Raw genomic sequence first — 20,853 nt, 5'->3', positions numbered from 1 at the left:
GACGACTGATTTGTTGCCGTTGGCCCGTGTTGTAGCACGCGCTCCATGTCACGTTACGCTTTGCCCCTGACCGCTGTAGGCCAACCGAGGATGCCCCGATGATCAAACCCGTGGAGCTGCCGTCTCCCTGGCGGGATGCTCGCCTGACCGTCGTCGTGCCCACCTACAACGAGGCGGGGAACCTCCCCGTGCTGGTCGAGCGCCTGCTGGCCCTCCCCCTGCCGGGACTGAGCATCCTCATCGCCGACGACAACTCACCCGACGGCACCGGCGAGGTGGCGGACAAACTCGCCGTCGAACATCCCGAACGGATCCACGTCGTGCACCGGGCCGGCAAGGAGGGACTCGGACGGGCGTACGTCGACGGCATCGGCCGGGCGCTGGAGGCCGGTGCGGACTACGTCGCGCAGATGGACGCCGACCTCTCCCACCCGCCGGAGGCGCTGCCCGGCATGCTCGGCGCGCTGCTGTCCACCCGGGCCGGTGTGGTGATCGGCTCACGTTACGTACCCGGTGGTGAACTCGACCAGGCGTGGCCGCTGTACCGGCGGGCGCTGAGCGGCTGGGCCAACTTCTACGTGCACACCCTGCTGCAGGTACGGATCCGCGACCTCACCGCCGGTTTCAAGATCTGGCGGGCGGACGCCCTGCGGGACATCGGACTGGACCGGGTCCAGTCGAACGGCTACAGCTTCCAGGTCGAGATGCACTACCTGGCCACGAAGCTCGGGCACACCATCCTCGAGGTGCCGATCCACTTCCAGGAGCGCCACGACGGCGACTCGAAGATGACCACCGCAACCAAGGTCGAGAGTGCGTTGATGCCGTTCAAGCTGCGTGGACGGCACCGGCACATCACCCGGGCCGAGCCCTCGCCGGACGCCGGGACCACCGGCCGGACCGACCCGGAGCAGACCTCGGACTGACCCGTCCGGGCGGCGGGCGCGGCCCCGTCCGCCGCCGCGCTACCGGGCGTGGATCGCCCGCTGCGCCGTCGACATGACAGCGGCGTACATCCCTCCGGTCAGCGCCCGGTCCCGGGCCAGGGCGGCGCGGGCGGCGTTGGCCCCCGGCGCGCCGTGCACCCCGCCGCCCGGATGCGCGGACGCCCCAGCCAGGAACAACCGGTCGACCGGGGTGTCCGCCCGACCGAGGCCGGGCACCGGGCGCAGGAACAGTTGCTGGTACGCCGCCGAGGTGCCACCACCGACCGCGCCTCCGACAAGGTTCGGGTCCCCCGCCTCGAGGTCGGCCGGCCCGGCCACGTGCCGTCCCCGGACCAGCGCGCCGAACCCGGGCGCGGCCCGCTCCAACACCGCCTCGATCGCCGCCACCCGCTCGTCGACCTCCGCCGCCGACCAGTGCCGCCGGAACGGCAGATGGGTGTACGCCCAGAGCGACTCCGTCCCCGCCGGTGAACGGCTCGGATCCGCCACCGTCAGCTGTCCGGCCAGGACAAACGGCTCGGCCGGCAGTTCGTCGCGGTGCAGTGTCGCCGCGTACCGGCTCAGCCCGTCCAGATCGGGGCCGAGGTGGACGGTGCCGGCACCGGCGACGTCCGGGTTCCGCCACGGCACCGGCCCGGACAACGCCCAGTCCACTTTGACCGTCGAGCCGTCCCAGCGGAAGTGCGCCAGGTCGGCCACCAGCCGAGGCGGCAGGTGGGCGGCACCGACCAGGTCGAGCAGGAGTGCCGGCGCCGGTACGTCGGCGAGCACCGCCCGACGGGCCCGCCACAACGCACCGTCGGCCGACCGCGCACCCATGGCCCGGTTCCGGGCCACCAGGATCCGGTCGACCGGGGTGCGGTAGTGGATCCGGCCACCCCGGTCCCGCAACCGGGCGACCAGGGCGTCGGTGATCCGCTGGGCGCCGCCGACCGGCACCGGCCAGCCGACCTGCTGCCCGAGCATGGCGAGCAGCCAGCCGTACACCCCGGAACCCGGCTCGTCCGGGGAGAGGTCGGTGTGCAACGCACAACCGGCCAGCAGCGCCGGGCCGCCCGTACCGGTGAAGAGTTCCGCGCCGAGTCGGCGGACCGGCAGGACAAGACGGCGGGCCAGCCGGAGCGCACCGGCGGTACGCAGCCGGCGGGCCAGCGCCACCCCGGTACGGACCGGCGGGAAGGGAGTGAAGAGCGCGTCCAGCAGCGGCTTCGAGAGGTCGCGCCATTCGGCGTACGCGGAGAGCCACCGCTGCCCGTCCCCGGCGCCGAACCGCTCCAGCGAGGCCGCCGTGACCTCGGGGTCGCGGTTGAGCCGCACCGCCCCGTCATCCGGGAAGAGATGAGCCAGCACGTCCGGGGCGTGCCGCCAGGCCAGGCCGTAGCGGTCCAGCCCCAGCCCCCGCAGGACCGGCGAGGCGAAGCCGAGCGGGTAGAACGCGCTGTAGAGGTCGCTGAGGTAACCGGGCGCGGTCACCTCCGCCGACCTGACCGCGCCACCGGCGCCGGCGGTCGCCTCCAGCACGAGGACGTCCCAGCCGGCGTCCGCCAGCAGGTTCGCCGCGACCAGGCCGTTGTGCCCCGCGCCGACGACGATGGCATCGGCACTCTCCCCCGCTGCCGTCATCCGGGCACTGTAACCCGGCCCCGGACCGGGCCGGGGCCTACCCGCCGCACCGCCGCTACCCGCCGCCGATCGGCACAAACGACCGAGTTTGGCGGACGCAGACCCGGGCAAGCTGCGCCCCATGTACCAGGTCCAACAGCTCATCGCCGGAGTGTGGGGGGCCGGCGGCGACGCCGGCCGGTCGACCGTGCGGGACCCGGCCGACGGGACACCGGTCAGCGAGCTCCCGGTGGCCAGCGCGGCGGAGGTCGCGGCGGCGGTCAAGGCCGCCCGCTCGGTGTTTCCCGGCTGGGCCCGGACCGCGCCGGCGGAACGGTCCGCCGCACTGCGCCGCGCGGCCGACGCCCTCGAGGCGGCCGCCGACCAGCTCGCGGAGGCGCAGACCGCCGAGATGGGCCGGCCGCTGGGCGCGGCCCGGGCCGGCGTCGAGGCCGGCGTGGCGACCCTGCGGCAGTACGCCGAACTCGCCGCGGTACGCGGCGGCCGAGCCCTCGCCGGCGAGAGCGACTGCATCGACCTGATGGTGCCGCAGCCCCGGGGTGTCGTCGCCGCGATCACCCCGTGGAACGATCCGGTCGCGGTCTCCTGCGGCCTGCTCGGCGCGGCCCTGGTCACCGGCAACACGGTGGTCTACAAGCCGAGCGAGCGCAGCCCCGCCAGCGGTTGGCTGCTGGCCCGGCTGCTCGACGAGCACCTGCCGTCCGGCGTGCTGTCGCTGGTCACCGGTGACGGCTCGGTCGGCGCCGCCCTCGCCGGCCAGGAGGTCGACGTGGTCGCGCACGTCGGCTCCACCGCCACCGGCCGGTCGATCGCCGCCGCGTGCGCCCGTACCGGGGCGAAGGCGCTGCTGGAGAACGGCGGCAGCGACCCGCTGATCGTGGACGAGGACGTCGACCCGCGATGGGCCGGCCAGCAGGCCGCGCTCGGGGCCTTCGCCAACTCCGGTCAGCTCTGCGTCGCGGTGGAACGGATCTACGTTCTGCGGTCGGTGGCGGCCCGGTTCCTCGGCGCGCTGGTGCAGCAGGCCGAGGCGTTGCAGGTCGGGCCGGGCCGGGACCCGCTCACCGAACTCGGCCCGCTGGTCGACCGGCGACACCGGGAACAGGTGGACGGCCAGGTACGGGCCGCCGTCGCCGACGGGGCCCGGATCCTGGTCGGCGGTACCGTACCCGACGGCCCGGGCGCCTTCTACCCGGCGACGGTGCTCGCCGAATGCACCGACCAGATGGCGGTGATGCGGGACGAGACCTTCGGTCCGGTCGCCCCGGTGATGGTGGTCGACTCGTTCGACGAGGCGCTGTCCCGGGCGTCGTACTCGCCGTACGGGCTGGCCGCCACGGTGCTCACCGGCTCGATGAGCCACGCCCAGCGGGCCTGGCGGGAGCTGCCGGTCGGCACCGTGAAAATCAACTCCGTCTTCGGCGGCGCCCCGGGCGGCGCCGCCGAGCCGCGCGGTGGCAGCGGCCAGGGCTTCGGGTACGGGCCGGAGCTGCTCGACGAACTCACCGCGGTGAAGGCGGTGCACATCGAGGCGCCGGGCGGTGACGGCGGCGGGCGGTGGTGACCCGGAGCCGGGAGTCGACGCCCGTCCCCCGGTCCCGTCGACCCCCCGGCGGCGGGTCCGGGTCAGCGTCGGTTACCGCCCTTCTCCCGCCCCCGCGCCTCGGTGGTACGGCGGTTGTTCGCCTTCTCGATCGCGCCCACCAGTTCGTCCTTGGTCATCCGGGAGCGTCCCGGCACGTCCAGCTTCCTGGCGACCTCCAGCAGGTGCCCCTTCGGCGCGTTGGCGTCCACCCCGCCGGCGGTGGGCGCCCGTCGCGCCGGGCCACCCCCGGCCGCCTGCCGGTCACTGGGCCCCTTGCGCCCCTTTGGCTCCCAGTGGTCGCCGACCTTCTCGAACGAGTGCTTCAGCGCGGCGAACGCCGTCCGGTGCGACCGCTCGCCCTCGCCGTACGTCTCGACGGCCGAGTCGTGGGTCTTCGCCCAGGTCCGCTGCGCCTTGTCGGGTGAGCGTCGCACGGTGCTGGGCAGAACCTCGCGTCCGGGCATGATGTCCTCCTCCGGTCAGCGGTTGCCTTCCCACTCGCCTTCCCGGTCCGGCGTCGCGGTTAACCCGCCGGGGTCCTCCCGCCCCGTGCCGCCGTCGACCCGCCGGGCCCGGTGCCGCCGTCGCCCGTGCCGCCCCGGTGCCACGGTCGTCCCGTGGCGGTGTCCCACCCGCACCCCGGTACCCGGCGTTTGTCCGGTTCCCGGCGGGGGTACCGGGCACCGCAGGAACCACCGTGCCCGGTCACGCCACCCGTCGGTCGCCCCACCCGGCCGTCGGTGGACGCCCCGTCGCCCGGTCCCCGCCGGGGGCGACTGCGGGACCCGTACGCCCCGGTCCGGCGGGGCAGACAGGGGAACAGAGATGACCGTCAGCGCCGATCCCGGTCCCGCCACCGCCGACGGGCACGGTGTCCGCCGGCCCGGACGGCTACGGCAACTGCACTGGTCGACCTGGCGGGGCGTGCTGGTACGCAGCGTCCGGAACTTCGTCCGGGACAACTGCGTCGACTGGGCCGCCGCCCTGACCTACTACGCGGTACTCGCACTCTTCCCGTCGGCGATCGTCATCGTCGCCCTGGTCGGCCTGGTTTCCAACGGGGAGCAGACCGTCGACACCATCGCGGGTCTCGCCGAGGACGTCGGGGCGGGGCCGGTGGTGGCGAACGAGACCTTCCTCGGCGTACTGCGGGACGTGGTGCACGACCAGGGCTCGGCGAAGGTGCTGTTGAGTTTCGGTCTGCTCGCCGCCCTCTGGTCCGCCTCCGGGTACGTGGGCGCGTTCACCCGGGCCTCCAACGCGATCTACGGTGTCGAGGAGGGACGGCCGTTCTACCTGCTCCGCCCGCTGCAACTGGGCCTGACCGCGGTCGCCCTGGTCCTGCTGGCGGTGGTGGCGGCCGGTCTGGTGGTCAGTGGTCCGGTGACCGACGCGGTCGGGGACGTGCTCGCGCTCGGCGACACCCCCCGGACCGCCTGGACGATCGCCAAGTGGCCGGTGCTGGTCGCCATCATGATGCTGCTGCTCTCGCTGTTGTTCTGGATCGCACCGAACGTACGGCAGCCGAGGTTCCGATGGCTCACTGTCGGCGGCGCGGTCGCCCTGCTCGCCTGGGCGGTGGTCTCCTTCGGCTTCGGGCTCTACGTCTCGCGCTTCGACTCGTACAACGTCACCTACGGCAGCCTCGGCGCGGTCATCGCCTTCCTGGTGTGGTTGTACCTGTCCAACTGCGCGGTGATGCTGGGGGTGGAACTGAACGCGGAGTTGCAGCGCGGCCGGGCGCTGCAGGCCGGCGCCGAGCCGCCGGTGGATCCGGCGCTGCCGCCCAGGAGACCCGCCGACCCGGAATAGCCGCCCACCGCCGAGGAGAACGGTTCGGACACCGAGTGGCCACCGAATCGGACGATTCTCCCGGAAAGGGTCGGGACCGGGACGCCCGTCGTTTAGCCCGGCGCCAGCCGGGTAGCGCATTGGACATGGAACGTGGCAGCAGCAAGCACAGCCCCCGCGTGGACGAGGAAATGGGCCGCGAGGTGAAGGGGACGGTGCAGAGCACCGCCGGCGGCCGTGCCCAGGAGTGGCGCGAGCCGGAACCGGCCGGCGAGGACCAGCCGATCATCAGCCGGGCACCGGACAGCGACACCCGGACGGGCGTGCCGCAGGGCATGACCCCGGGGGAGGTCGAGCAGCGTAGCCGGCTGGGCAGGTTCATCCCGCTCTCGGCGCTGCCCGGCGACCGGGAGAGCCTGCGCCTGCGCGCCGAGGAGAACGAGGCGCCGGACGACATCCTGGCCCAGTTGGACCGGCTGCCGGCGAACACCCAGTTCCAGACCGTTTCGGAGATCTGGGCCGCCCTCGGGCACCCGAACGAGACCCATCGCTGGTGACCGGACCCGGCGAGCAGCCGACCGATCAGACAGAACCGACCGGCCGATCGACGAGAAGGAGGATGGCAGATGAGCGGCGTGACCAAGTCAGTGGACGTTGCGGTGCCAATCCGGACCGCGTACGACCAGTGGACCCAGTTCGAGGACTTCCCCGAGTTCATGGAGGGTGTCGAGGAGGTCCGGCAGCTCTCCGACACGATGACCCATTGGAAGGTCGAGATCGGCGGGATCAGCCGGGAGTTCGACGCCAAGATCACCGAACAGCTGCCCGACGAGCGGGTGGCGTGGACGTCGACCGGCGGCACCCGGCAGGCCGGCGTGGTGACCTTCCACCGGCTCGACGAGAACCACACCCGGGTCACCGCCCAGATGGAGTTCGAGCCGCAGGGCTTGACCGAGAAGGCCGGCGACAAGCTCGGCATGGTGGACCGTCGGGTCGCCGGCGACCTGCACCGGTTCAAGGAGTTCATCGAGCGGCGTGGCGCCGAGACCGGCGCCTGGCGGGGCCAGGTGCCCCGCCCGCAGCCGTGACGGACTGACCGCCATCGTGTCCGGCGCCCCGGCGGCCACCAGGTGTTCCTGGTGGCCGCCGGGGCATCCGCCGTTCCGCCCCCGGTTCTCCCGCCGCCCCGCCCGAGCGATCCCACCCCACCGAAACGATCCCACCCCCGCGAAACGATCGTGCCCCGCCCGGCCAGAGCGGTCGCGGTTTCCCCACTGGCCGGGCGCCGTTTGTCGCCGGGGCCCGGCGGGTAGGGCGAGAACATGACCGACGACAACAGGCACGTCTGGCGGGACGAGGAACGGCTTCCGCTCTCCGAACTCACCCGGGTGGTGGCCACCTCGACCCCGGACGGCCAGGTGGACGACGTCACCGGTAACGACGCGGGTGAGGAGTCCGCGTTCGGCCACGGCGCGGAGGCGGTCGCCGCGGATCAGCCCGCCGAACCGGGGACGGCGCCGGAGCGTACCGCCGGACACGGCGACGACCAGCGCCGGCACCGCCCCTCGACCACCGGACGCAACGGGCCGCACTGACCCACCGCGCCGCGGACGGACCCGGTACGCCGGCCTTCCCGGGATCAACCGGCGGCGGCCGGCACCGCCCCGTCACCGTCGGGCGCCGCGTCGCCTGACGCACCGGGCGGGGCAGGCCGGCGCGACGCCCAGTAGAGCGCCAGCATCACGACCGAGGCCACCACCAGCGCCGGTCCGAGCACCGCCACCGACGTACGACCGATCAGCACCCCGAGGCCGGCGGGGATCAGTGCCCCACCCAGCGCGGCCGCCCCGATCTGCACCCCGATGGCCCGGTCGGCGTGCCGGCGGCCGACCCGCTCGGCGCTGGTGAGGGTGAGCAGCGGGAAGACCGGCGCCGCCCCGAAGCCGAGCACGGCCAGACCGGTGACGGCCAGCCACGCCGGGCCGGGAACCGCCAGCAGGACCGCGCCCGCCAGCATGCCGACCATGCTGCCGACCAGCATGAGCCCGGTGCCGAGCCGTTCCGCCAGCACACCCTGGACGACCCGCCCGACGAACAGGCTGCCCCAGTAGAGCGAGACGCAGAGGCCGGCCGTGGCGGCGGCCATCCCCCGCGCCTCGGTCAGCAGGAGGAAGGCCCAGAGTCCGGCGCCGACCTCGATCGCCACGTACACCGCGAAGGTCAACGCGCCGAACCACACGGCCGGCAGCGCCAGCGTCTCGCGGATCCGCACCGGCCGGTCGGCGGCCCGGTCCGACGGCTCCGCCGGCACCGGCACCACCGCGTCCGGGCCGGCCGGCGCCGGCACCACCAGGTCGTCCCGGCCGGCCGGACCCGGCGACACCCCCGCCGCCGGCCCGGGCCGCTCGTCCGCGCGCCCGCGGCTGGTCCAGGTACGGACGGTCAGGACGAAGGCCAGCGCCAGGAGCGCCTGGGCACCGGCGACGACGGCGTAGCCCCAGCGCCAGGAGTGACCGGCGCTGAGCGTCGTCGTCATCACCAGGGGGCCGATCGCCACCCCGAGGCCGAAGCAGGCGTGCATCCAGTTCATGTGGCGCGGCCCGAACGCCCCGGCGGCGTACGCGTTGAGGCCCGCGTCGATGGCGCCCGAGCCCAGGCCGAGCAGCAGGGCGCAGCCGATCATCACCGGTAGCCCGGGCGAGCTGGCGTAGCCGGTCAGCGCGAGGGAGGCCAGCGCGGTACTGCCGGCCAGCAACCAGCCGACGCCGACCCGGGCGATGCTGAAGCCGGCGACCACGCTGGAGACGAGGTATCCGACGGTGCCCGAGGTGAGAAGCAGCCCGACGGCGTCGGTCCGGACCGTGAACTCGGCGCGGATCGACGGCCATCCGACGCCGAGCAGACCGTCCGGCAGACCGAGACTGACAAAGGCCAGATAGGCCAGGAGGAGCAGGGAGGCCCGGATCTGCCGAGCCGGCGCAGCGGAGAAGGAGGACACGCCCGCCGATCATGCCCGATCCCGGGGCGATCCACCACGTCCGTTGACCTTCGCCGCCGGTCGCCACGACCTGGTGGAGAGCGGCGGAATCGGATCAAGCCGGGACGGGTCACCCGGAAATCGTCCGAACGGGGGACGGCGATCGCGATCCGTCAGGGCAGAATTTCGGGATGCATCAGGCTCCTGGTTTCCTCTCCGCGCGTCAACGTCGCCTCGCCTGGCTGGGCTTCCTGCTGGCCGCGCTGCAGGCCCCGGTCTCCGCCCGGCTGGTCGACGACGGATCGTGGCTGTTCAGCCTCTGCGTCTCCCTGATGGTCGCCACCGTGATCCTGGCCGACGACGCGCTCCGCCGCCGTCCGGTCAAGACCGGCGCGGCCGAGTAGTTCGCCCCCGGGCAGCCAGGCCTCCGAGCAGGTCCGTTATGCCGACAGCGAGCGAAGTCGGCCGTTCCGGTTAGGCTGCTGGCATGCCAGGCACGGTCGGGCGGGTTCCCGCTCCCCCCTCCACCGTCGCCGGCCCCCCGCCGGCGCCGGATTCCGGGGTCGTCCCCCCTCCGGGCGGCCACCGTTGGGCGGACACCGCGCTCGGTGCCCCGGAACGCTGGGATCCCGCCCTGCGAGCGGTCGTCGACCTGGTGCTCTCCGCCCCGGTCGCGATGGCGCTCGCGTACGGCGACGACCTCACGCTGATCTACAACACGGGGTTCGCCGAACTGCTCGAGCCGGCGCAGGCCGCGTTCGGTCGGCCGGCCGCCGAGGTGTTCCACGAGATGTGGCAGGTGCCCGGGATCGGCGACGTGATCGAGCGGGTCTACCGGACCGGTGAGTCGTTCCTGGAGCGGGAGAGCCCGCTGTCGATCGTCCGCGACGAACCCGGCGTACCGGAGCAGACGGTGCTCACCCGGGGCTACTCGGCGGTCCGGGACTCCTCCGGTCAGGTCGTCGGGGTGCTCATGGTGGCCCCGGAGACCACCCAGGTCACCCAGCGGTTGCAGAACCTCGGCGAACTCGCCTCGGCACTCTCCGGCACCCTCACCCTGGACGACGTCGCCCGGGTCACGCTCCGTAACGCCATCGCGGCGTTCGGGGCGGACCAGGCCGAGTTCGGCGTGGACGACGGCACCGGCTGGCGGGTCGTCCGGCGGATCCGGGGCGAGGTGCTGGACGAGGCCGACGAGCGGCTTCCGCCACTGTGGCGGCAACTTCCCGCCGACTCCCCCTCCCCGGTGCTGCTGACCGCCGACAGCGGTACGGCGATGTTCACCAGCGACGGCCAGCCGCTGCGGCACAGCGCGATCGACCGGCACGACGAGCGGATCCGGGCGCTGGCCGCGCTGCCGCTGCGTACCCCCTCGTTGCGGGGCGGGCTCTCGGTCGGCTACCGGCAACCGCACTTCTGGCCGCCGGCGGAGCGCGCGCTGCTCACCGCCTCGACGGAACTGGTCGCCCAGGCCGCCGAGCGGGCCCGCCGGTTCGAGACCCAGCACGGCACCGCACAACTGCTGCAGCGGAGCATGCTGCCGGAGCACCTGCCGGACCTGCCGCTGTTGCGGATCGCCGCCCGGTACGAGGCCGGGGTCGACGGCAACGCGGCCGGCGGCGACTTCTACGACGCGTTCGGATTGCCGGACGGGCGGCTCGCCGTGGTGCTCGGCGACGTGGCCGGCCACGACGTCCAGGCCGCCGCGCTGATGGGGCAGGTCCGGGCGGCGCTGCGGGCGTTGGCGCTGAGCGACCCCGACCCGACCCCGGTGCTGGCCGGACTGGACCGGCTCGTGGCGAGCCTCGGCGCGGAGGCGCGCAGCGACGAACTCTTCGTCACCGTCGTCTACGGGCTGATCGATCCGGCCGGGCACCGGTTGACCATCGCCAGCGCCGGTCATCCCCCGCCGCTGATCCGGCGGGCCGCGCCCGGGCGGCCGGTCAGCGTCCGGTACCTCGAGGTGCCGCCGGGGGTCCCGCTCGGGCTCCACGGGCGCCGGGCCACGGCGACCGTGGACTTTCCACCCGGGGACACCCTGCTGCTGTTCAGCGACGGGGTGGTGGAACGGCGGCAGCAGAGCCTCACCGAGGGCTTCGCCGCGCTCTCCGCCACGATCGCCGGCTCCGCCACCGGCGACCCGCGTACGCTCTGCGCGCTCGCCACGGCAGCGGTGCTCGGCAACACCGAGGACGACGTCGCGGTACTTGCCGTCGAACACGCCACCACACCGAGCCGGTCGGCGAGCATGGAGGTGCCGGCGGAGCCGACCGCGCCGGGCCGGGTGCGGCACTGGATGACGGGGCTGCTGACCCGGTGGGCGGTGCCCGAGCAGGTGGTCGGCGCGGCGGTCCTCTGCACCAGCGAGTTGACCACGAACGCGTTGCTGCACGCCGGCACGGCCGCCCGGGTGGAGATCGACCTGAGTCCGGAGCGGCTGCTGGTGTCCGTCGCGGACAGCGGCACCCGGGGCGAGGTGACCCGGGCGCGTACCGAGAAGCTCAGCAGCCGAGGTCGCGGACTCGGGCTGATCGAGCAGCTCAGCGACGCCTGGGGGACCGACCCGACGGTACGCGGATCGACCGTCTGGTTCGAGATGCTGATCCCCCGCCCACAGCCCGACCCACCGCACGAGGCCGGTTGACACCGGCGGCTGCGGTCGGCTGCGTCCACCTCCACTGCGGACGCGGCGGGCGGGGCCGCCGCCGGCGCTTAGCGGTCCGGCATCCGGGGAAGGATCTTCCCCGACCGGCCGCCGTGGAGCCGGCGGGAGGTGGTCGGATGGAACTCTCCGCGTTGGCGTACGCGATGCTGGGGCTGGGCGCGCTGCTCGCCGGGATCCTGCCGCGGCTGCTGGAACGTCGACCGCTCTCCATGCCGATCGCCTTCCTCGGGCTCGGCATGGTGGTGTTCCTACTGCCGCTCGGGCTGCCGGACCCGGATCCGTTGACCCACTCCGACATCACCACGCAGTTGACCGAGATCGGCGTGATCGTGGCTCTGATGGGGGCCGGTCTCAAGATCGACCGACCGTTCGGGCGACGTCGCTGGTCGTCGACGTTCCGGCTGCTGGCCGTGGCGATGCCGCTCTGCATCGGTGCGGTGGCGCTGCTCGGCTGGTGGTGGCTGGGGCTGGCGCCGGCGGCGGCGCTGCTGCTGGCCGCCGCGTTGGCCCCGACCGACCCGGTGCTCGCCTCCGACGTGCAGGTCGGTGAGCCGACCGACGTGGAGGACTCGGAGGACGAGGTGCGGTTCGCCCTGACCTCGGAAGCCGGGCTCAACGACGGTCTCGCCTTCCCGTTCGTCTACGCCGCCGTCGCGATCGCCACCGCCGGCCTGGCCCCCGGGCAGTGGCTGGGCCGGTGGTTGACCGTCGACGTGGCGTACCGGACGCTGGTCGGCCTGGCCGGCGGTCTGCTGGTGGGGTGGCTGCTCGGCCGGTTGTTCTTCCGGGTCCGCTCGGAGCGGCTGCGGCTGGCCCGGCACTCGGAGGGCTTCCTCGCGCTGGCGGCCACCTTCCTCTCGTTCGGCCTGGTCGAACTGGTCGGCGGGTACGGGTTCATCGCGGTCTTCGTCACCGCCCGGGCGATCCGGGCCGCCGAGCGGTCGCACGAGTACCACCAGGTGCTGCACCACTTCGCCGAGCAGGTGGAGCGACTGCTCACCGTCCTGTTGCTGCTGCTGTTCGGCGGGGCCGTGGTCACCGGTCTGCTGGCCCCGTTGACCTGGTCCGCGGTGGCGCTGGCGATCGTCCTGATCGTGGTCGTCCGGCCGTTGACCGGCTGGCTGTCGCTGCTCGGTACGCCCGGACGCCCGGCCGAACGCTGGGTCATCGCCACCTTCGGCATCCGGGGCGTCGGCACCCTCTACTACCTGGCGTACGCCGCCAGCCACGCGGATTTCCCCCAACTCGACCTGCTCTGGGCGACCGCCGGTCTGGTGGTGGTCATCTCCGTCGTCGTCCACGGGGTGGCCGCGACACCGGTGATGCAGCGCCTGGACCGGGGTACCTGGCGTACCCGGTCCGGGTCGGCGGCGGAACCGGACGACCGGCCCGACGGTGTGACGGAGCCGGTCTCCGGACGACCGGCTCTCCCGGCACCGCGGCGCCCGGGTGCCGACGACCGGACGGCCCGGTGAACCAGCCCCGGCGGCCCCGAGGTCACCGGTACATGTGCAGCCGAACGGTGGTCGAGGAGTCGTCGGTGTGCACCTGCACCAGATCGCAGAGATAGTTGACCAGCAGCAGGCCACGACCCCGGTCCTGCAGTGGCGACGGCGCTATCCGGCCGGCGAGCCGGTCGGTGAGCACACTCGTGCCGGTGATCTCGCAGATCAGGCCCTCCTCGTCGGTCCAGACCCGGGCCACCGCCGGTCGACCCGAGTGCGTCACGGCGTTGGTGGCGATCTCGTTGGCCGCCACCCGCAGGTCCTCGATCCGGTCGGCGGTCAGGCCCGCCTCCCGGGCCAGCGCGGCCACCATGGCGCGCATCCCGGAGAGTCCCGAGACGTCGAAGAAGAGGGTGGACGCGGACGGTGACGGCGTGGGAAAGGGCACGTTGTAGGCGTCGACAACGTCCTCCGGGCGGCCGTAGCCGGCGCTCGGCTGGCGGTCGCCGTCGCGGATCAGGAACGGGTGGGTGCTGGCCGCGTCGGCGATGACGTCCGCGTCCAGCCGCAGCGCGTCGTACGGGCAGAGGATGCTGACCGGCGCATCGGCGAGGGCGACGTTGATCAGTGCCTCGTGCTGTACGCAGCGGGGGTAGGCGAGCGCCGAACGCCCCTGCCAGACGGGTTCGCCGACGATCCGGACCCGGCGGCCGGCCTGCTCGGTGACGAAGGCGTGCAGCACTCCGGGGATGATCCACGCGGGGTTGCGACCGTCCCGGGCCATGTCCACGTAGCGCAGTTCGGTCGGGGCACCCAGGGCCGCCCGCAGCAGGTCGAGACGGGTCCCGGGGACGGCGACCAGGACCGGCTCACCGCTGGTCAGCCCGGCCTCCACGAACAGCCGGATCCCGGCGACGTAGTCGTCGTCGCCCCGGTAGAAGAGGGCATCGTGCCGGAGTGCACCGGCCTCCCGTCGGGCCTCCGACCTGAACGTCATCGCCCGCCCGCCACCCGTGACGCGTTCACCCGCACCTCCGAGCAGCAGCGTACGCGTCGACGGCAACCGGGGACGACGCCGAGCGCCCAACGGAACACCGTGGTCGACCAGAAGTCGGCACCCCCGTGACCTGCCACAACACCGGACCGTCGAAACCAGGGCTTCACATGGACGCAACATGGCCTTACCGTTGTCGATGTCTATGGGAGCGCTTCCATTGGCAGTACTCAATCTCCCACCGTCCCCGAGGGAGTACCGCATGCAGCTCAGACCCGCGCTCACCGCAGCCGGCGCGATAGCCGTCACGGCACTCGCCGTGACGGCCACCGTCGGTGTCGGCCTGTTGCGCCCCAGCCCGGCCCAGGCCGCCGACTCGGCCTTCTACGTCGACCCGGACACCAGCGCGGCCCGCTGGGTGGCCGCCAACCCGAACGACTCCCGCACCGCGATCATCCGGGACCGCATCGCCAGCGTCCCCCAGGGCCGGTGGTACACCCAGAACAACCCCGGCACCGTACGCGGACAGGTCGACTCCTTCGTCGGCGCGGCCGCCGCGGCCGGCAAGATTCCGATCCTGGTCGTCTACAACATCCCCAACCGGGACTGCAGCGGCGCCAGCAGCGGCGGCCTGCCCAGCCACACCGCCTACCGCCAGTGGGTCGACCAGGTGGCGGCCGGGCTGTCCGGACGACCCGCCACCGTCATCCTCGAACCGGACGTGCTGGCCCTGATGAGCACCTGCATGTCCGAGTCCCAGCAGGCCGAGACCCGCGCCTCGATGGCGTACGCAGGCAAGGCGTTCAAGAGGGCGTCCAGCCAGGCCAGGGTCTACTTCGACGCGGGCAACTCCGCCTGGCACGCGCCGTCGGTGATGGCCTCGCGGCTCGTCGGCGCCGACATCGCGAACAGCGCCGACGGCATCTCGGTCAACGTCTCCAACTACCGGAGCACCAACGAGTCGGTCAACTACGCCAAGGCGGTCGTCGCGGCGACCGGCGCCCCGAACCTGAAGATCGTGGTGGACACCAGCCGCAACGGCAACGGTCCCGCCCCCGACTCCGAATGGTGCGACCCGCCGGGCCGGGCGATCGGCACCGCCAGCACCAGCAACACCGGCGACTCGGCGATCGACGCCTTCCTCTGGATCAAGCTGCCGGGCGAGGCCGACGGCTGCATCGCCACCGCGGGCCAGTTCGTCCCACAGCGCGCGTACGACCTGGCGATAGCGGCTCCCAACCCGCCGACCACGCCACCGACCACGGCACCGCCGACCACCGCGCCTCCCACCACCCCACCGGCGACGACCCCGCCCGCGACGACCCCGCCGGCCACCGGTGCCTGCCGGGTCAGCTACAGCACCAACCAGTGGTCCGGCGGCTTCACCGCCGAGATCCGGATCACCAACAACGGGGCGGCGCTCAACGGCTGGACCCTGACCTTCACCGTCGGCTCCGGTGTACGGCTCGCCAACGGTTGGAGCGGCGTGTGGAGCCAGTCCGGCACCCAGATCACCGTCGGTAACGCGGCGTGGAACGGGTCGCTCGCCTCGGGCGGCACCGTCAGCGTCGGATACCAGGGCAGCTACACCGGCACCCTGCCGGCGCCCAGCAACTTCACCCTGAACGGGTCCGCCTGCACCAGCTGATCCGGCGGATCCGCCGGGCCGGGTCGTCGTACTCCCTCCGGCGCGACGACCCGGCCCACCCTCCCAGCGGCGGGCCGGCCCGACCAGGCGGCGCCCGACAGACATCCGGACGATCGGAACGGTGGTGACGAGATGACGGTCGCCGAGGCCCGGCACCGACCGGTCGGCCGGCTGCTGCGTGTCTGGCGGGCGCGACGCCGGCTGAGTCAACTCGAACTCGCCATCGCGGCGGAGATCTCGACCCGGCACCTGAGTTTCGTGGAGACCGGTCGGGCGATGCCGAGCCGGGACATGGTGCTCCGGCTCGCCGACCAGCTCGACGTACCGCTGCGGGAGCGCAACCAGTTGCTGCTGGCCGCGGGGTACGCACCGGTCTACCCACGGACGCCGCTGGACTCCCCGACGCTGGAACCGGTCCGCGCGGCGGTCCGCCGGGTGCTGCTCGCGCATGAGCCGTACCCCGCGCTGGCAGTGGACCGGAGCTGGCACCTGACCGACGCCAACCGCGGCGCCGCCCTGCTCACCACGGGTGCCGCCGAGTCACTGCTCGCCCCGCCGGTCAACGTGCTCCGGTTGACCCTGCACCCGGCCGGCCTCGCCCCGCGAATCCTCAACCTGGGCCAGTGGCGGGCTCAGCTGCTCGGCCGGCTCCGTCGGCAGGTCGACCTCACCGGTGACCACGAGTTGTCCGAACTCCACGACGAGCTGCGCGGTTATCCGTGCGACCAGCCCGAGCCGGAACTGTCGATCCCGGGCCCTGCTGACGTGCTGATGCCGCTACGGATCCGCGACGGCGACCGCCAGCTCTCCTTCTTCAGCACGGTGCTCGCCTTCGAAACCCCGCTCGACGTCACCGTGGCGGAACTCTCCGTCGAGTCGTTCTTTCCGCTCGACGAGGCCACCGCGAGGGCGCTCCGCCCGCCCCACGGCCCGGCGGACAGGACTCTCCTCGCCGGCTGACCAGGGCCCGCCCGGGTTGTTTACCCCGCTGCGGGGACGGGGACTCACGGGACGACAGAGGAGGCGATGTTTCATGTCCAGGAACCCGACAATGTCCTGGCAGTCCGGAGTGCCCGGCGTGCCCGGTCTGGCCGGCGGCAACAACCTCCCGGCCGGGCCGTCCGGGGACCAGTCCAGGGCCCCGGGCAGCGACGGTACCGAGCCGGGGCGGACCACCGTCACCGTCGCCTCGTTCCCCGACTACCCGTCGGCGCAGTACACCGTCGACTTTCTCTCCGACAACCAGTTCCCGGTGGAGCGCGCCGCCATCGTCGGCACCGACCTGACGCTGGTCGAGACGGTGCTGGGCCGCATGACCACCGGGCGGGCGGCGCTGGCCGGTGCGGCGACCGGGGCCTGGTTCGGTCTCTTCATCGGCCTGCTCTTCGGGATCTTCACGGTCGGGAACTGGTGGGCGGTGATCCTGGTCGGTCTGGTGATCGGCGCGATCTGGGGTGCCATCTTCGGCGCCATCGCGCACGCGATGACCGGCGGTCGACGGGACTTCACCTCGGCCAGCAGCCTGCGCGCCAACCAGTACGCGGTGACCGTGGACGCGACCCTCGCGGACCAGGCACGCCAGCTCATCAACCGGATGAACTGGCCGGGGCAGCCCGCAGACGCCGCCGGTTAGGACCGTCGTCCCCCGACCGATCAGCGCCGTCCCGCCGGCGGCCGCCCTGCGGAGCGCGGCACGGCCACCGGACCTTCCCGGGCTCGCCCGGCAGCGTCAACCATTCGTTGACGAAGCGCCGGTGGTCGGCATCCGGTCGGTCGTCAGGTGGCGCCGAGGCCGCTGAGGAAAGTGCTGGCGACCAGGTCGGCGGCTTGCGGGGGATCCATGGCGGGGAACTGGTGGGCGGCCGTGTCGACGAGTCCGTCGAGGACCGCCCGTGCCCAGGCCGCGTCGGTGCCGGCGTGCAGGTAGCCCTCGTCGATGGTGCGGCGGACGAAGGCGTCGAGTCGGGCGCTCTGCTCTTGGCGGCGGATGCCGGCCTCGGGGTCCTTCTGCATCATGCGGCGCGTGTCGACAGGCCATTGACGGCTGACGGTGATGATGCCTTCCAGGTAGCGGTGGAGGGCGACTGGAACAGGGGCCTCGGTGAGGCGTGCCTCGTCCAGGACCTGTTCGGCGGAGTCGAGTTTGGCTTGGAAGACGGCGCTGAGCAGGGCCTCGCGGCTGGCGAAGCGGCGGTGGACGGTGGTGCGGTCTACTCCTGCGGCGGCGGCGATGGCCGCCATCGAGGTGCCCGGGTCCTCGGCCAGCAACTGGGCCCCGGCCTGGAGCACGGCGGTGAGGTTGCGTGCGGCGTCAGCTCTCATGATCTGCAGATTCTACGTCCAGTGGTCACTTTCGGCGCAACATTCAACTTGTGAGTCACAACACCCATTGGAAACGCAACTTGAGTGTGACAGTACCGGGAAATTTCTCTACTGTGGGGTGGCGATCCCGCGCTGGAGCGCTGGGGGGAACGACGAGATGACGCACGAGAAGAGGGATGTGCTATGTCACGGACTTGGCTGATCACCGGTGGCTCGCAGGGGCTGGGCAAGGCTCTGGTTCTTGCGGCGCTGGGCGCCGGTGACAGGGTCGTGGTGACTTCTCGAAGGCCGGAGACGCTGGCCTCCTTGCGGGCCGAGCATCCTGAGCGGCTGATGGCGGTGGCGCTGGACGTCACCTCGCCGTCCGACGCCCGGGACGTGGTGGCGACGGCGGTGGAGCGGTTCGGTTCGATCGATGTGCTCGTGAACAATGCCGGTTATGCCACCAGCGGCTCGATCGAGGACTTTCCAGAGGACGAGTTCCGCGCGCAGGTCGAGGCGAATCTGTTCGGTGTGGTCAACCTGACCCGGGCGGTACTGCCAGTGATGCGGGGTCGGCGGTCCGGGCACATCGTGCAGATATCCTCCATCGGCGGACGCGTGGGCGGCACGCCCGGCCTCAGTGCCTATCAGACCGCGAAATTCGCCGTCGAAGGGTTCTCCGAGGTGCTGGCGAATGAGGTGGCCCCGTTCGGGGTCAAGGTCACCATCGTCGAGCCCGGCGGCATCCGCACGGGCTGGGCCGCAGGCGCGGCGGAGCCGTCCGGTCCCGTCACCGCCGACTACGAGGAGACGGTCGGCGCGTGGCTCGCGATGTTCGCCCAGTACGCCGGCAACGAGCCGGGTGACCCCGACCGCATGGCCCGCGCGGTCGTCGGCGCGGTGGAGGCGGCGAAGCCCCCGCGCCGGCTGCTCCTCGGTAGCGATGCCCTGGAGATCGCCATCAGCGCCGAGGAGGCGCGTCTCGCCGAGGCCCGAGAATGGGCCGAGGTCAGCCGCTCCACGGACTACCCCACCGCCTGACCGCTTCGTTTCGGTGATGCGCCCGCACGCTCGGGCGTCATCGGGAGCTGCCCGCGCTCCGGTGGTCGGCACAACCACCGGGGCGCGGCTGCCCCACCGCCGAAGGCCGGCTCAGCCAGCCCGGTCGGAGCGCCCACCTGTCCTTTCGACATCACCGCGCGGAGCGGCTTCGCGCAGATCCCCGCACGCGAGGTGGCTCCGCCCGCACCTGCCGGCTTGCCGACGCGTCCCCCACTCCCTCCTTCCCACCATCCTCTCGCCCCTTTGCACAAAGGAACAGTGAAGACATGACCGTTCGCGACAATCTGTACATCGGTGGTTCCTGGGTTGCCCCCAGCGCCCCGGAGTTGACGCTCGACATTCTTTCCCCCCACGACCAGTCGGTGATCGGCCGCGTGGCGCAGGCCGCGCCGGCGGACGTGGACAAGGCCGTCGCCGCGGCCCGCGCCGCCTTCGACCACGGTCCGTGGCCGCACACCACGCCGGCGGAACGCCAGGAGGTCGTACGCCGTTACGACGCGCTGCGTACCGCCCGCGCCGATGAGATCGCCGAGGCGATCTCCGCGGAGAACGGATCCGCCGGCTGGTTCACCAAGGTCGGCCAGCCCTTCCTGAGCCGCCAGGTCAACGCCTACCTCAAAGCGGCCGAGGAGTTCGGCTGGGAGGAGATCATCGAGCCGTCCGACCCGTCGGTGTCCTTCGACACCATCGTGCGCCGCGAGGCGATCGGCGTGGTCGCCGCCGTCATCCCGTGGAACTCGCCGTTCTCCGCAGCCACCGCCAAGCTGGTCCCGGCCCTGCTGGCCGGAAACACCGTCGTCCTGAAGGTCTCCCCGGAGAACTCGCTGAGCATGGCCCTGCTGGCCGACCTCTGGAACGAGGCAGGCCTGCCCGAGGGCGTGCTCAGCGTCCTTCCGGCCGACCGTCAGACCAGCGAGTACCTCGTCTCGCACGCCGGGGTGGACAAGATCTCCTTCACCGGTTCGACGCGGGCCGGGCGCCGTATCGCCTCCATCGCCGGCGAGCAGCTGAAGCGGGTGGGCCTGGAGCTCGGCGGCAAGTCCGCCGCGCTCATCCTGGACGACGCGGACCTTACGGCCGCGATGCAGGGTCTGCGGTTCGGCTCCCTGGGCAACAACGGCGAGGCGTGCATCCTGCAGACCCGCATCCTGGCCCCCCGCAGCCGTTACGAGGAGGTCGTGGCCGCGGTGAAGGAGATGGTCGAGTCACTGAAGGTCGGCGACCCCTCCGCCCCGGACACCTTCATCGGCCCGATGATCCGCCGCGACCAGCAGCAGCGCGTCATCGACTACATCAACATCGGTATCGAGGACGGCGCACGCCTGGTGACCGGCGGCCCGCACGTCCCCGAAGGCCTGGAGAAGGGCAACTACGTCACGCCCACCGTGTTCGCCGACGTCGACAACAGCATGCGCATCGCGCAGGAGGAGATCTTCGGCCCGGTTCTGGTCGTCATCGCCTACGACGACGATGACGACGCCGTCCGCATCGCCAACGACTCCCAGTACGGCCTGTCCGGCGGTATCTGGACCGCTGATCCCGACCGCGCCCTGGCCACCGCCCGCCGACTGCGCACCGGCACCGTGACCCTGAACGGCTCGCCGATCAGCTTCGACGGCCCCTTCGGCGGCTACAAGGCCAGCGGCCTCGGCCGTGAGTACGGCAAGGTCGGCCTGACCGGTTACGTCGAGCACAAGTCGATCACCCGCACCCGGTAGGTACACCCCAGCGGGACGGACTGCCGGAGAACGAAAGGTCCGTCCCGCACCGCTCCCGCCCGCGAAACGGCCCACTCGCGGCACGGGCCGGCCG

At 72.6% G+C, this 20,853-nt stretch carries 18 protein-coding genes and 1 pseudogene; 14 read left to right on the top strand and 5 right to left on the bottom strand.

Annotated elements, in window-relative coordinates; all coding sequences use genetic code 11:
* Positions 1–98: 98 nt before the first annotated feature.
* Positions 99–863 (top strand): annotated as a pseudogene (locus ABGB05_RS30665) (polyprenol monophosphomannose synthase); the annotation flags it as partial.
* Positions 864–965: 102 nt separating this feature from the next.
* Here ABGB05_RS30665 and ABGB05_RS30660 read toward each other — a convergent pair.
* The gene (locus ABGB05_RS30660; RefSeq protein WP_347657417.1) at positions 966–2,570 is read right to left on the bottom strand and encodes an NAD(P)/FAD-dependent oxidoreductase; all 1,605 of its coding nucleotides are present in this window, start codon (positions 2,568–2,570) and stop codon (positions 966–968) included.
* Positions 2,571–2,691: 121 nt separating this feature from the next.
* Between ABGB05_RS30660 and ABGB05_RS30655 the strand changes: the two genes are divergently transcribed.
* The gene (locus ABGB05_RS30655; protein ID WP_347657436.1) at positions 2,692–4,134 is read left to right on the top strand and encodes an aldehyde dehydrogenase family protein; all 1,443 of its coding nucleotides are present in this window, start codon (positions 2,692–2,694) and stop codon (positions 4,132–4,134) included.
* 62 nt (positions 4,135–4,196) lie between these two features.
* Here ABGB05_RS30655 and ABGB05_RS30650 read toward each other — a convergent pair whose 3' ends face one another.
* On the bottom strand, positions 4,197–4,619 hold the full coding sequence (locus tag ABGB05_RS30650) for a ChaB family protein (RefSeq protein ID WP_347657416.1): 423 nt from the start codon (positions 4,617–4,619) through the stop codon (positions 4,197–4,199).
* 361 nt (positions 4,620–4,980) lie between these two features.
* Here ABGB05_RS30650 and ABGB05_RS30645 point away from each other — a divergent pair, with 361 nt between their 5' ends.
* The 4 genes from ABGB05_RS30645 to ABGB05_RS30630 all read left to right on the top strand — a co-directional run bounded on the left by ABGB05_RS30645 (position 4,981) and on the right by ABGB05_RS30630 (position 7,541).
* Positions 4,981–5,967: a YihY/virulence factor BrkB family protein gene (locus tag ABGB05_RS30645; protein WP_347657415.1), complete on the top strand. Its 987-nt coding sequence runs from the start codon at positions 4,981–4,983 to the stop codon at positions 5,965–5,967.
* A 125-nt stretch (positions 5,968–6,092) separates the two neighbouring features.
* Positions 6,093–6,503, top strand: coding sequence for a DUF2795 domain-containing protein (locus ABGB05_RS30640; protein WP_347657414.1), 411 nt, complete (start codon positions 6,093–6,095; stop codon positions 6,501–6,503).
* A gap of 69 nt (positions 6,504–6,572) precedes the next feature.
* The gene (locus ABGB05_RS30635) at positions 6,573–7,034 is read left to right on the top strand and encodes an SRPBCC family protein (protein ID WP_347657413.1); all 462 of its coding nucleotides are present in this window, start codon (positions 6,573–6,575) and stop codon (positions 7,032–7,034) included.
* 234 nt (positions 7,035–7,268) lie between these two features.
* Positions 7,269–7,541 (top strand): hypothetical protein, encoded by a 273-nt coding sequence (locus ABGB05_RS30630; RefSeq protein ID WP_347657412.1) that lies wholly within the window; start codon positions 7,269–7,271, stop codon positions 7,539–7,541.
* Positions 7,542–7,585: 44 nt separating this feature from the next.
* Here the strand turns inward: ABGB05_RS30630 and ABGB05_RS30625 are convergent, their stop codons facing one another.
* Positions 7,586–8,944 (bottom strand): MFS transporter, encoded by a 1,359-nt coding sequence (locus tag ABGB05_RS30625; RefSeq protein WP_347657411.1) that lies wholly within the window; start codon positions 8,942–8,944, stop codon positions 7,586–7,588.
* Between the two features lie 170 nt (positions 8,945–9,114).
* Between ABGB05_RS30625 and ABGB05_RS30620 the strand changes: the two genes are divergently transcribed.
* From ABGB05_RS30620 to ABGB05_RS30610, 3 genes are all read left to right on the top strand, one after another.
* Positions 9,115–9,327, top strand: coding sequence for a hypothetical protein (locus ABGB05_RS30620; RefSeq protein WP_347657410.1), 213 nt, complete (start codon positions 9,115–9,117; stop codon positions 9,325–9,327).
* An 83-nt stretch (positions 9,328–9,410) separates the two neighbouring features.
* Positions 9,411–11,567, top strand: a complete 2,157-nt coding sequence (locus ABGB05_RS30615) for a SpoIIE family protein phosphatase (RefSeq protein ID WP_347657409.1) — start codon at positions 9,411–9,413, stop codon at positions 11,565–11,567.
* A 137-nt stretch (positions 11,568–11,704) separates the two neighbouring features.
* Positions 11,705–13,063, top strand: a complete 1,359-nt coding sequence (locus tag ABGB05_RS30610; RefSeq protein ID WP_347657408.1) for a cation:proton antiporter — start codon at positions 11,705–11,707, stop codon at positions 13,061–13,063.
* 22 nt (positions 13,064–13,085) lie between these two features.
* Here the strand turns inward: ABGB05_RS30610 and ABGB05_RS30605 are convergent, their stop codons facing one another.
* Positions 13,086–14,030, bottom strand: coding sequence for a sensor histidine kinase (locus tag ABGB05_RS30605; RefSeq protein WP_347657407.1), 945 nt, complete (start codon positions 14,028–14,030; stop codon positions 13,086–13,088).
* A gap of 259 nt (positions 14,031–14,289) precedes the next feature.
* Between ABGB05_RS30605 and ABGB05_RS30600 the strand changes: the two genes are divergently transcribed.
* The 3 genes from ABGB05_RS30600 (at position 14,290) to ABGB05_RS30590 (ending at position 17,308) form a co-directional block, all read left to right on the top strand.
* Complete coding sequence (locus ABGB05_RS30600) at positions 14,290–15,675, top strand: glycoside hydrolase family 6 protein (RefSeq protein ID WP_347657406.1); 1,386 nt, start codon at positions 14,290–14,292, stop codon at positions 15,673–15,675.
* Between the two features lie 132 nt (positions 15,676–15,807).
* On the top strand, positions 15,808–16,635 hold the full coding sequence (locus ABGB05_RS30595; RefSeq protein WP_347657405.1) for a helix-turn-helix transcriptional regulator: 828 nt from the start codon (positions 15,808–15,810) through the stop codon (positions 16,633–16,635).
* Positions 16,636–16,726: 91 nt separating this feature from the next.
* Positions 16,727–17,308: a general stress protein gene (locus tag ABGB05_RS30590; protein WP_347657435.1), complete on the top strand. Its 582-nt coding sequence runs from the start codon at positions 16,727–16,729 to the stop codon at positions 17,306–17,308.
* A gap of 143 nt (positions 17,309–17,451) precedes the next feature.
* Here the strand turns inward: ABGB05_RS30590 and ABGB05_RS30585 are convergent, their stop codons facing one another.
* Positions 17,452–17,997 carry a TetR family transcriptional regulator gene (locus tag ABGB05_RS30585; RefSeq protein ID WP_347657404.1) on the bottom strand — a complete coding sequence of 182 codons (546 nt, stop codon included), beginning with the start codon at positions 17,995–17,997 and terminating at the stop codon, positions 17,452–17,454.
* 183 nt (positions 17,998–18,180) lie between these two features.
* On the opposite strand from ABGB05_RS30585, the gene ABGB05_RS30580 reads away from it, so the two are divergent.
* Positions 18,181–19,020 carry an oxidoreductase gene (locus ABGB05_RS30580; RefSeq protein ID WP_347657403.1) on the top strand — a complete coding sequence of 280 codons (840 nt, stop codon included), beginning with the start codon at positions 18,181–18,183 and terminating at the stop codon, positions 19,018–19,020.
* A 287-nt stretch (positions 19,021–19,307) separates the two neighbouring features.
* Complete coding sequence (locus ABGB05_RS30575) at positions 19,308–20,759, top strand: aldehyde dehydrogenase (protein ID WP_347657402.1); 1,452 nt, start codon at positions 19,308–19,310, stop codon at positions 20,757–20,759.
* Positions 20,760–20,853 lie beyond the last annotated feature (94 nt).

It is taken from the genome of Plantactinospora sp. B5E13 (assembly GCF_039871775.1).
Lineage (GTDB): Bacteria > Actinomycetota > Actinomycetes > Mycobacteriales > Micromonosporaceae > Plantactinospora.
The sequence above is the reverse complement of the archived record's forward strand: the minus strand, read 5'-3'. Positions and strand labels throughout refer to the sequence as shown.

Excerpts from the sequence above, each read along its gene's own strand:
- ABGB05_RS30660 (WP_347657417.1), bottom strand. The coding sequence starts at position 2,570 with ATGACGGCAGCGGGGGAGAGTGCCGATGCCATCGTCGTCGGCGCGGGG.
- ABGB05_RS30585 (WP_347657404.1), bottom strand. The coding sequence starts at position 17,997 with ATGAGAGCTGACGCCGCACGCAACCTCACCGCCGTGCTCCAGGCCGGG.
- ABGB05_RS30655 (WP_347657436.1), top strand. The coding sequence starts at position 2,692 with ATGTACCAGGTCCAACAGCTCATCGCCGGAGTGTGGGGGGCCGGCGGC.
- ABGB05_RS30615 (WP_347657409.1), top strand. The coding sequence starts at position 9,411 with ATGCCAGGCACGGTCGGGCGGGTTCCCGCTCCCCCCTCCACCGTCGCC.
- ABGB05_RS30645 (WP_347657415.1), top strand. The coding sequence starts at position 4,981 with ATGACCGTCAGCGCCGATCCCGGTCCCGCCACCGCCGACGGGCACGGT.
- ABGB05_RS30610 (WP_347657408.1), top strand. The coding sequence starts at position 11,705 with ATGGAACTCTCCGCGTTGGCGTACGCGATGCTGGGGCTGGGCGCGCTG.
- ABGB05_RS30635 (WP_347657413.1), top strand. The coding sequence starts at position 6,573 with ATGAGCGGCGTGACCAAGTCAGTGGACGTTGCGGTGCCAATCCGGACC.
- ABGB05_RS30620 (WP_347657410.1), top strand. The coding sequence starts at position 9,115 with ATGCATCAGGCTCCTGGTTTCCTCTCCGCGCGTCAACGTCGCCTCGCC.
- ABGB05_RS30650 (WP_347657416.1), bottom strand. The coding sequence starts at position 4,619 with ATGCCCGGACGCGAGGTTCTGCCCAGCACCGTGCGACGCTCACCCGAC.
- ABGB05_RS30630 (WP_347657412.1), top strand. The coding sequence starts at position 7,269 with ATGACCGACGACAACAGGCACGTCTGGCGGGACGAGGAACGGCTTCCG.
- ABGB05_RS30595 (WP_347657405.1), top strand. The coding sequence starts at position 15,808 with ATGACGGTCGCCGAGGCCCGGCACCGACCGGTCGGCCGGCTGCTGCGT.
- ABGB05_RS30575 (WP_347657402.1), top strand. The coding sequence starts at position 19,308 with ATGACCGTTCGCGACAATCTGTACATCGGTGGTTCCTGGGTTGCCCCC.
- ABGB05_RS30605 (WP_347657407.1), bottom strand. The coding sequence starts at position 14,030 with ATGACGTTCAGGTCGGAGGCCCGACGGGAGGCCGGTGCACTCCGGCAC.
- ABGB05_RS30580 (WP_347657403.1), top strand. The coding sequence starts at position 18,181 with ATGTCACGGACTTGGCTGATCACCGGTGGCTCGCAGGGGCTGGGCAAG.
- ABGB05_RS30590 (WP_347657435.1), top strand. The coding sequence starts at position 16,727 with ATGTCCTGGCAGTCCGGAGTGCCCGGCGTGCCCGGTCTGGCCGGCGGC.
- ABGB05_RS30640 (WP_347657414.1), top strand. The coding sequence starts at position 6,093 with ATGGAACGTGGCAGCAGCAAGCACAGCCCCCGCGTGGACGAGGAAATG.
- ABGB05_RS30600 (WP_347657406.1), top strand. The coding sequence starts at position 14,290 with ATGCAGCTCAGACCCGCGCTCACCGCAGCCGGCGCGATAGCCGTCACG.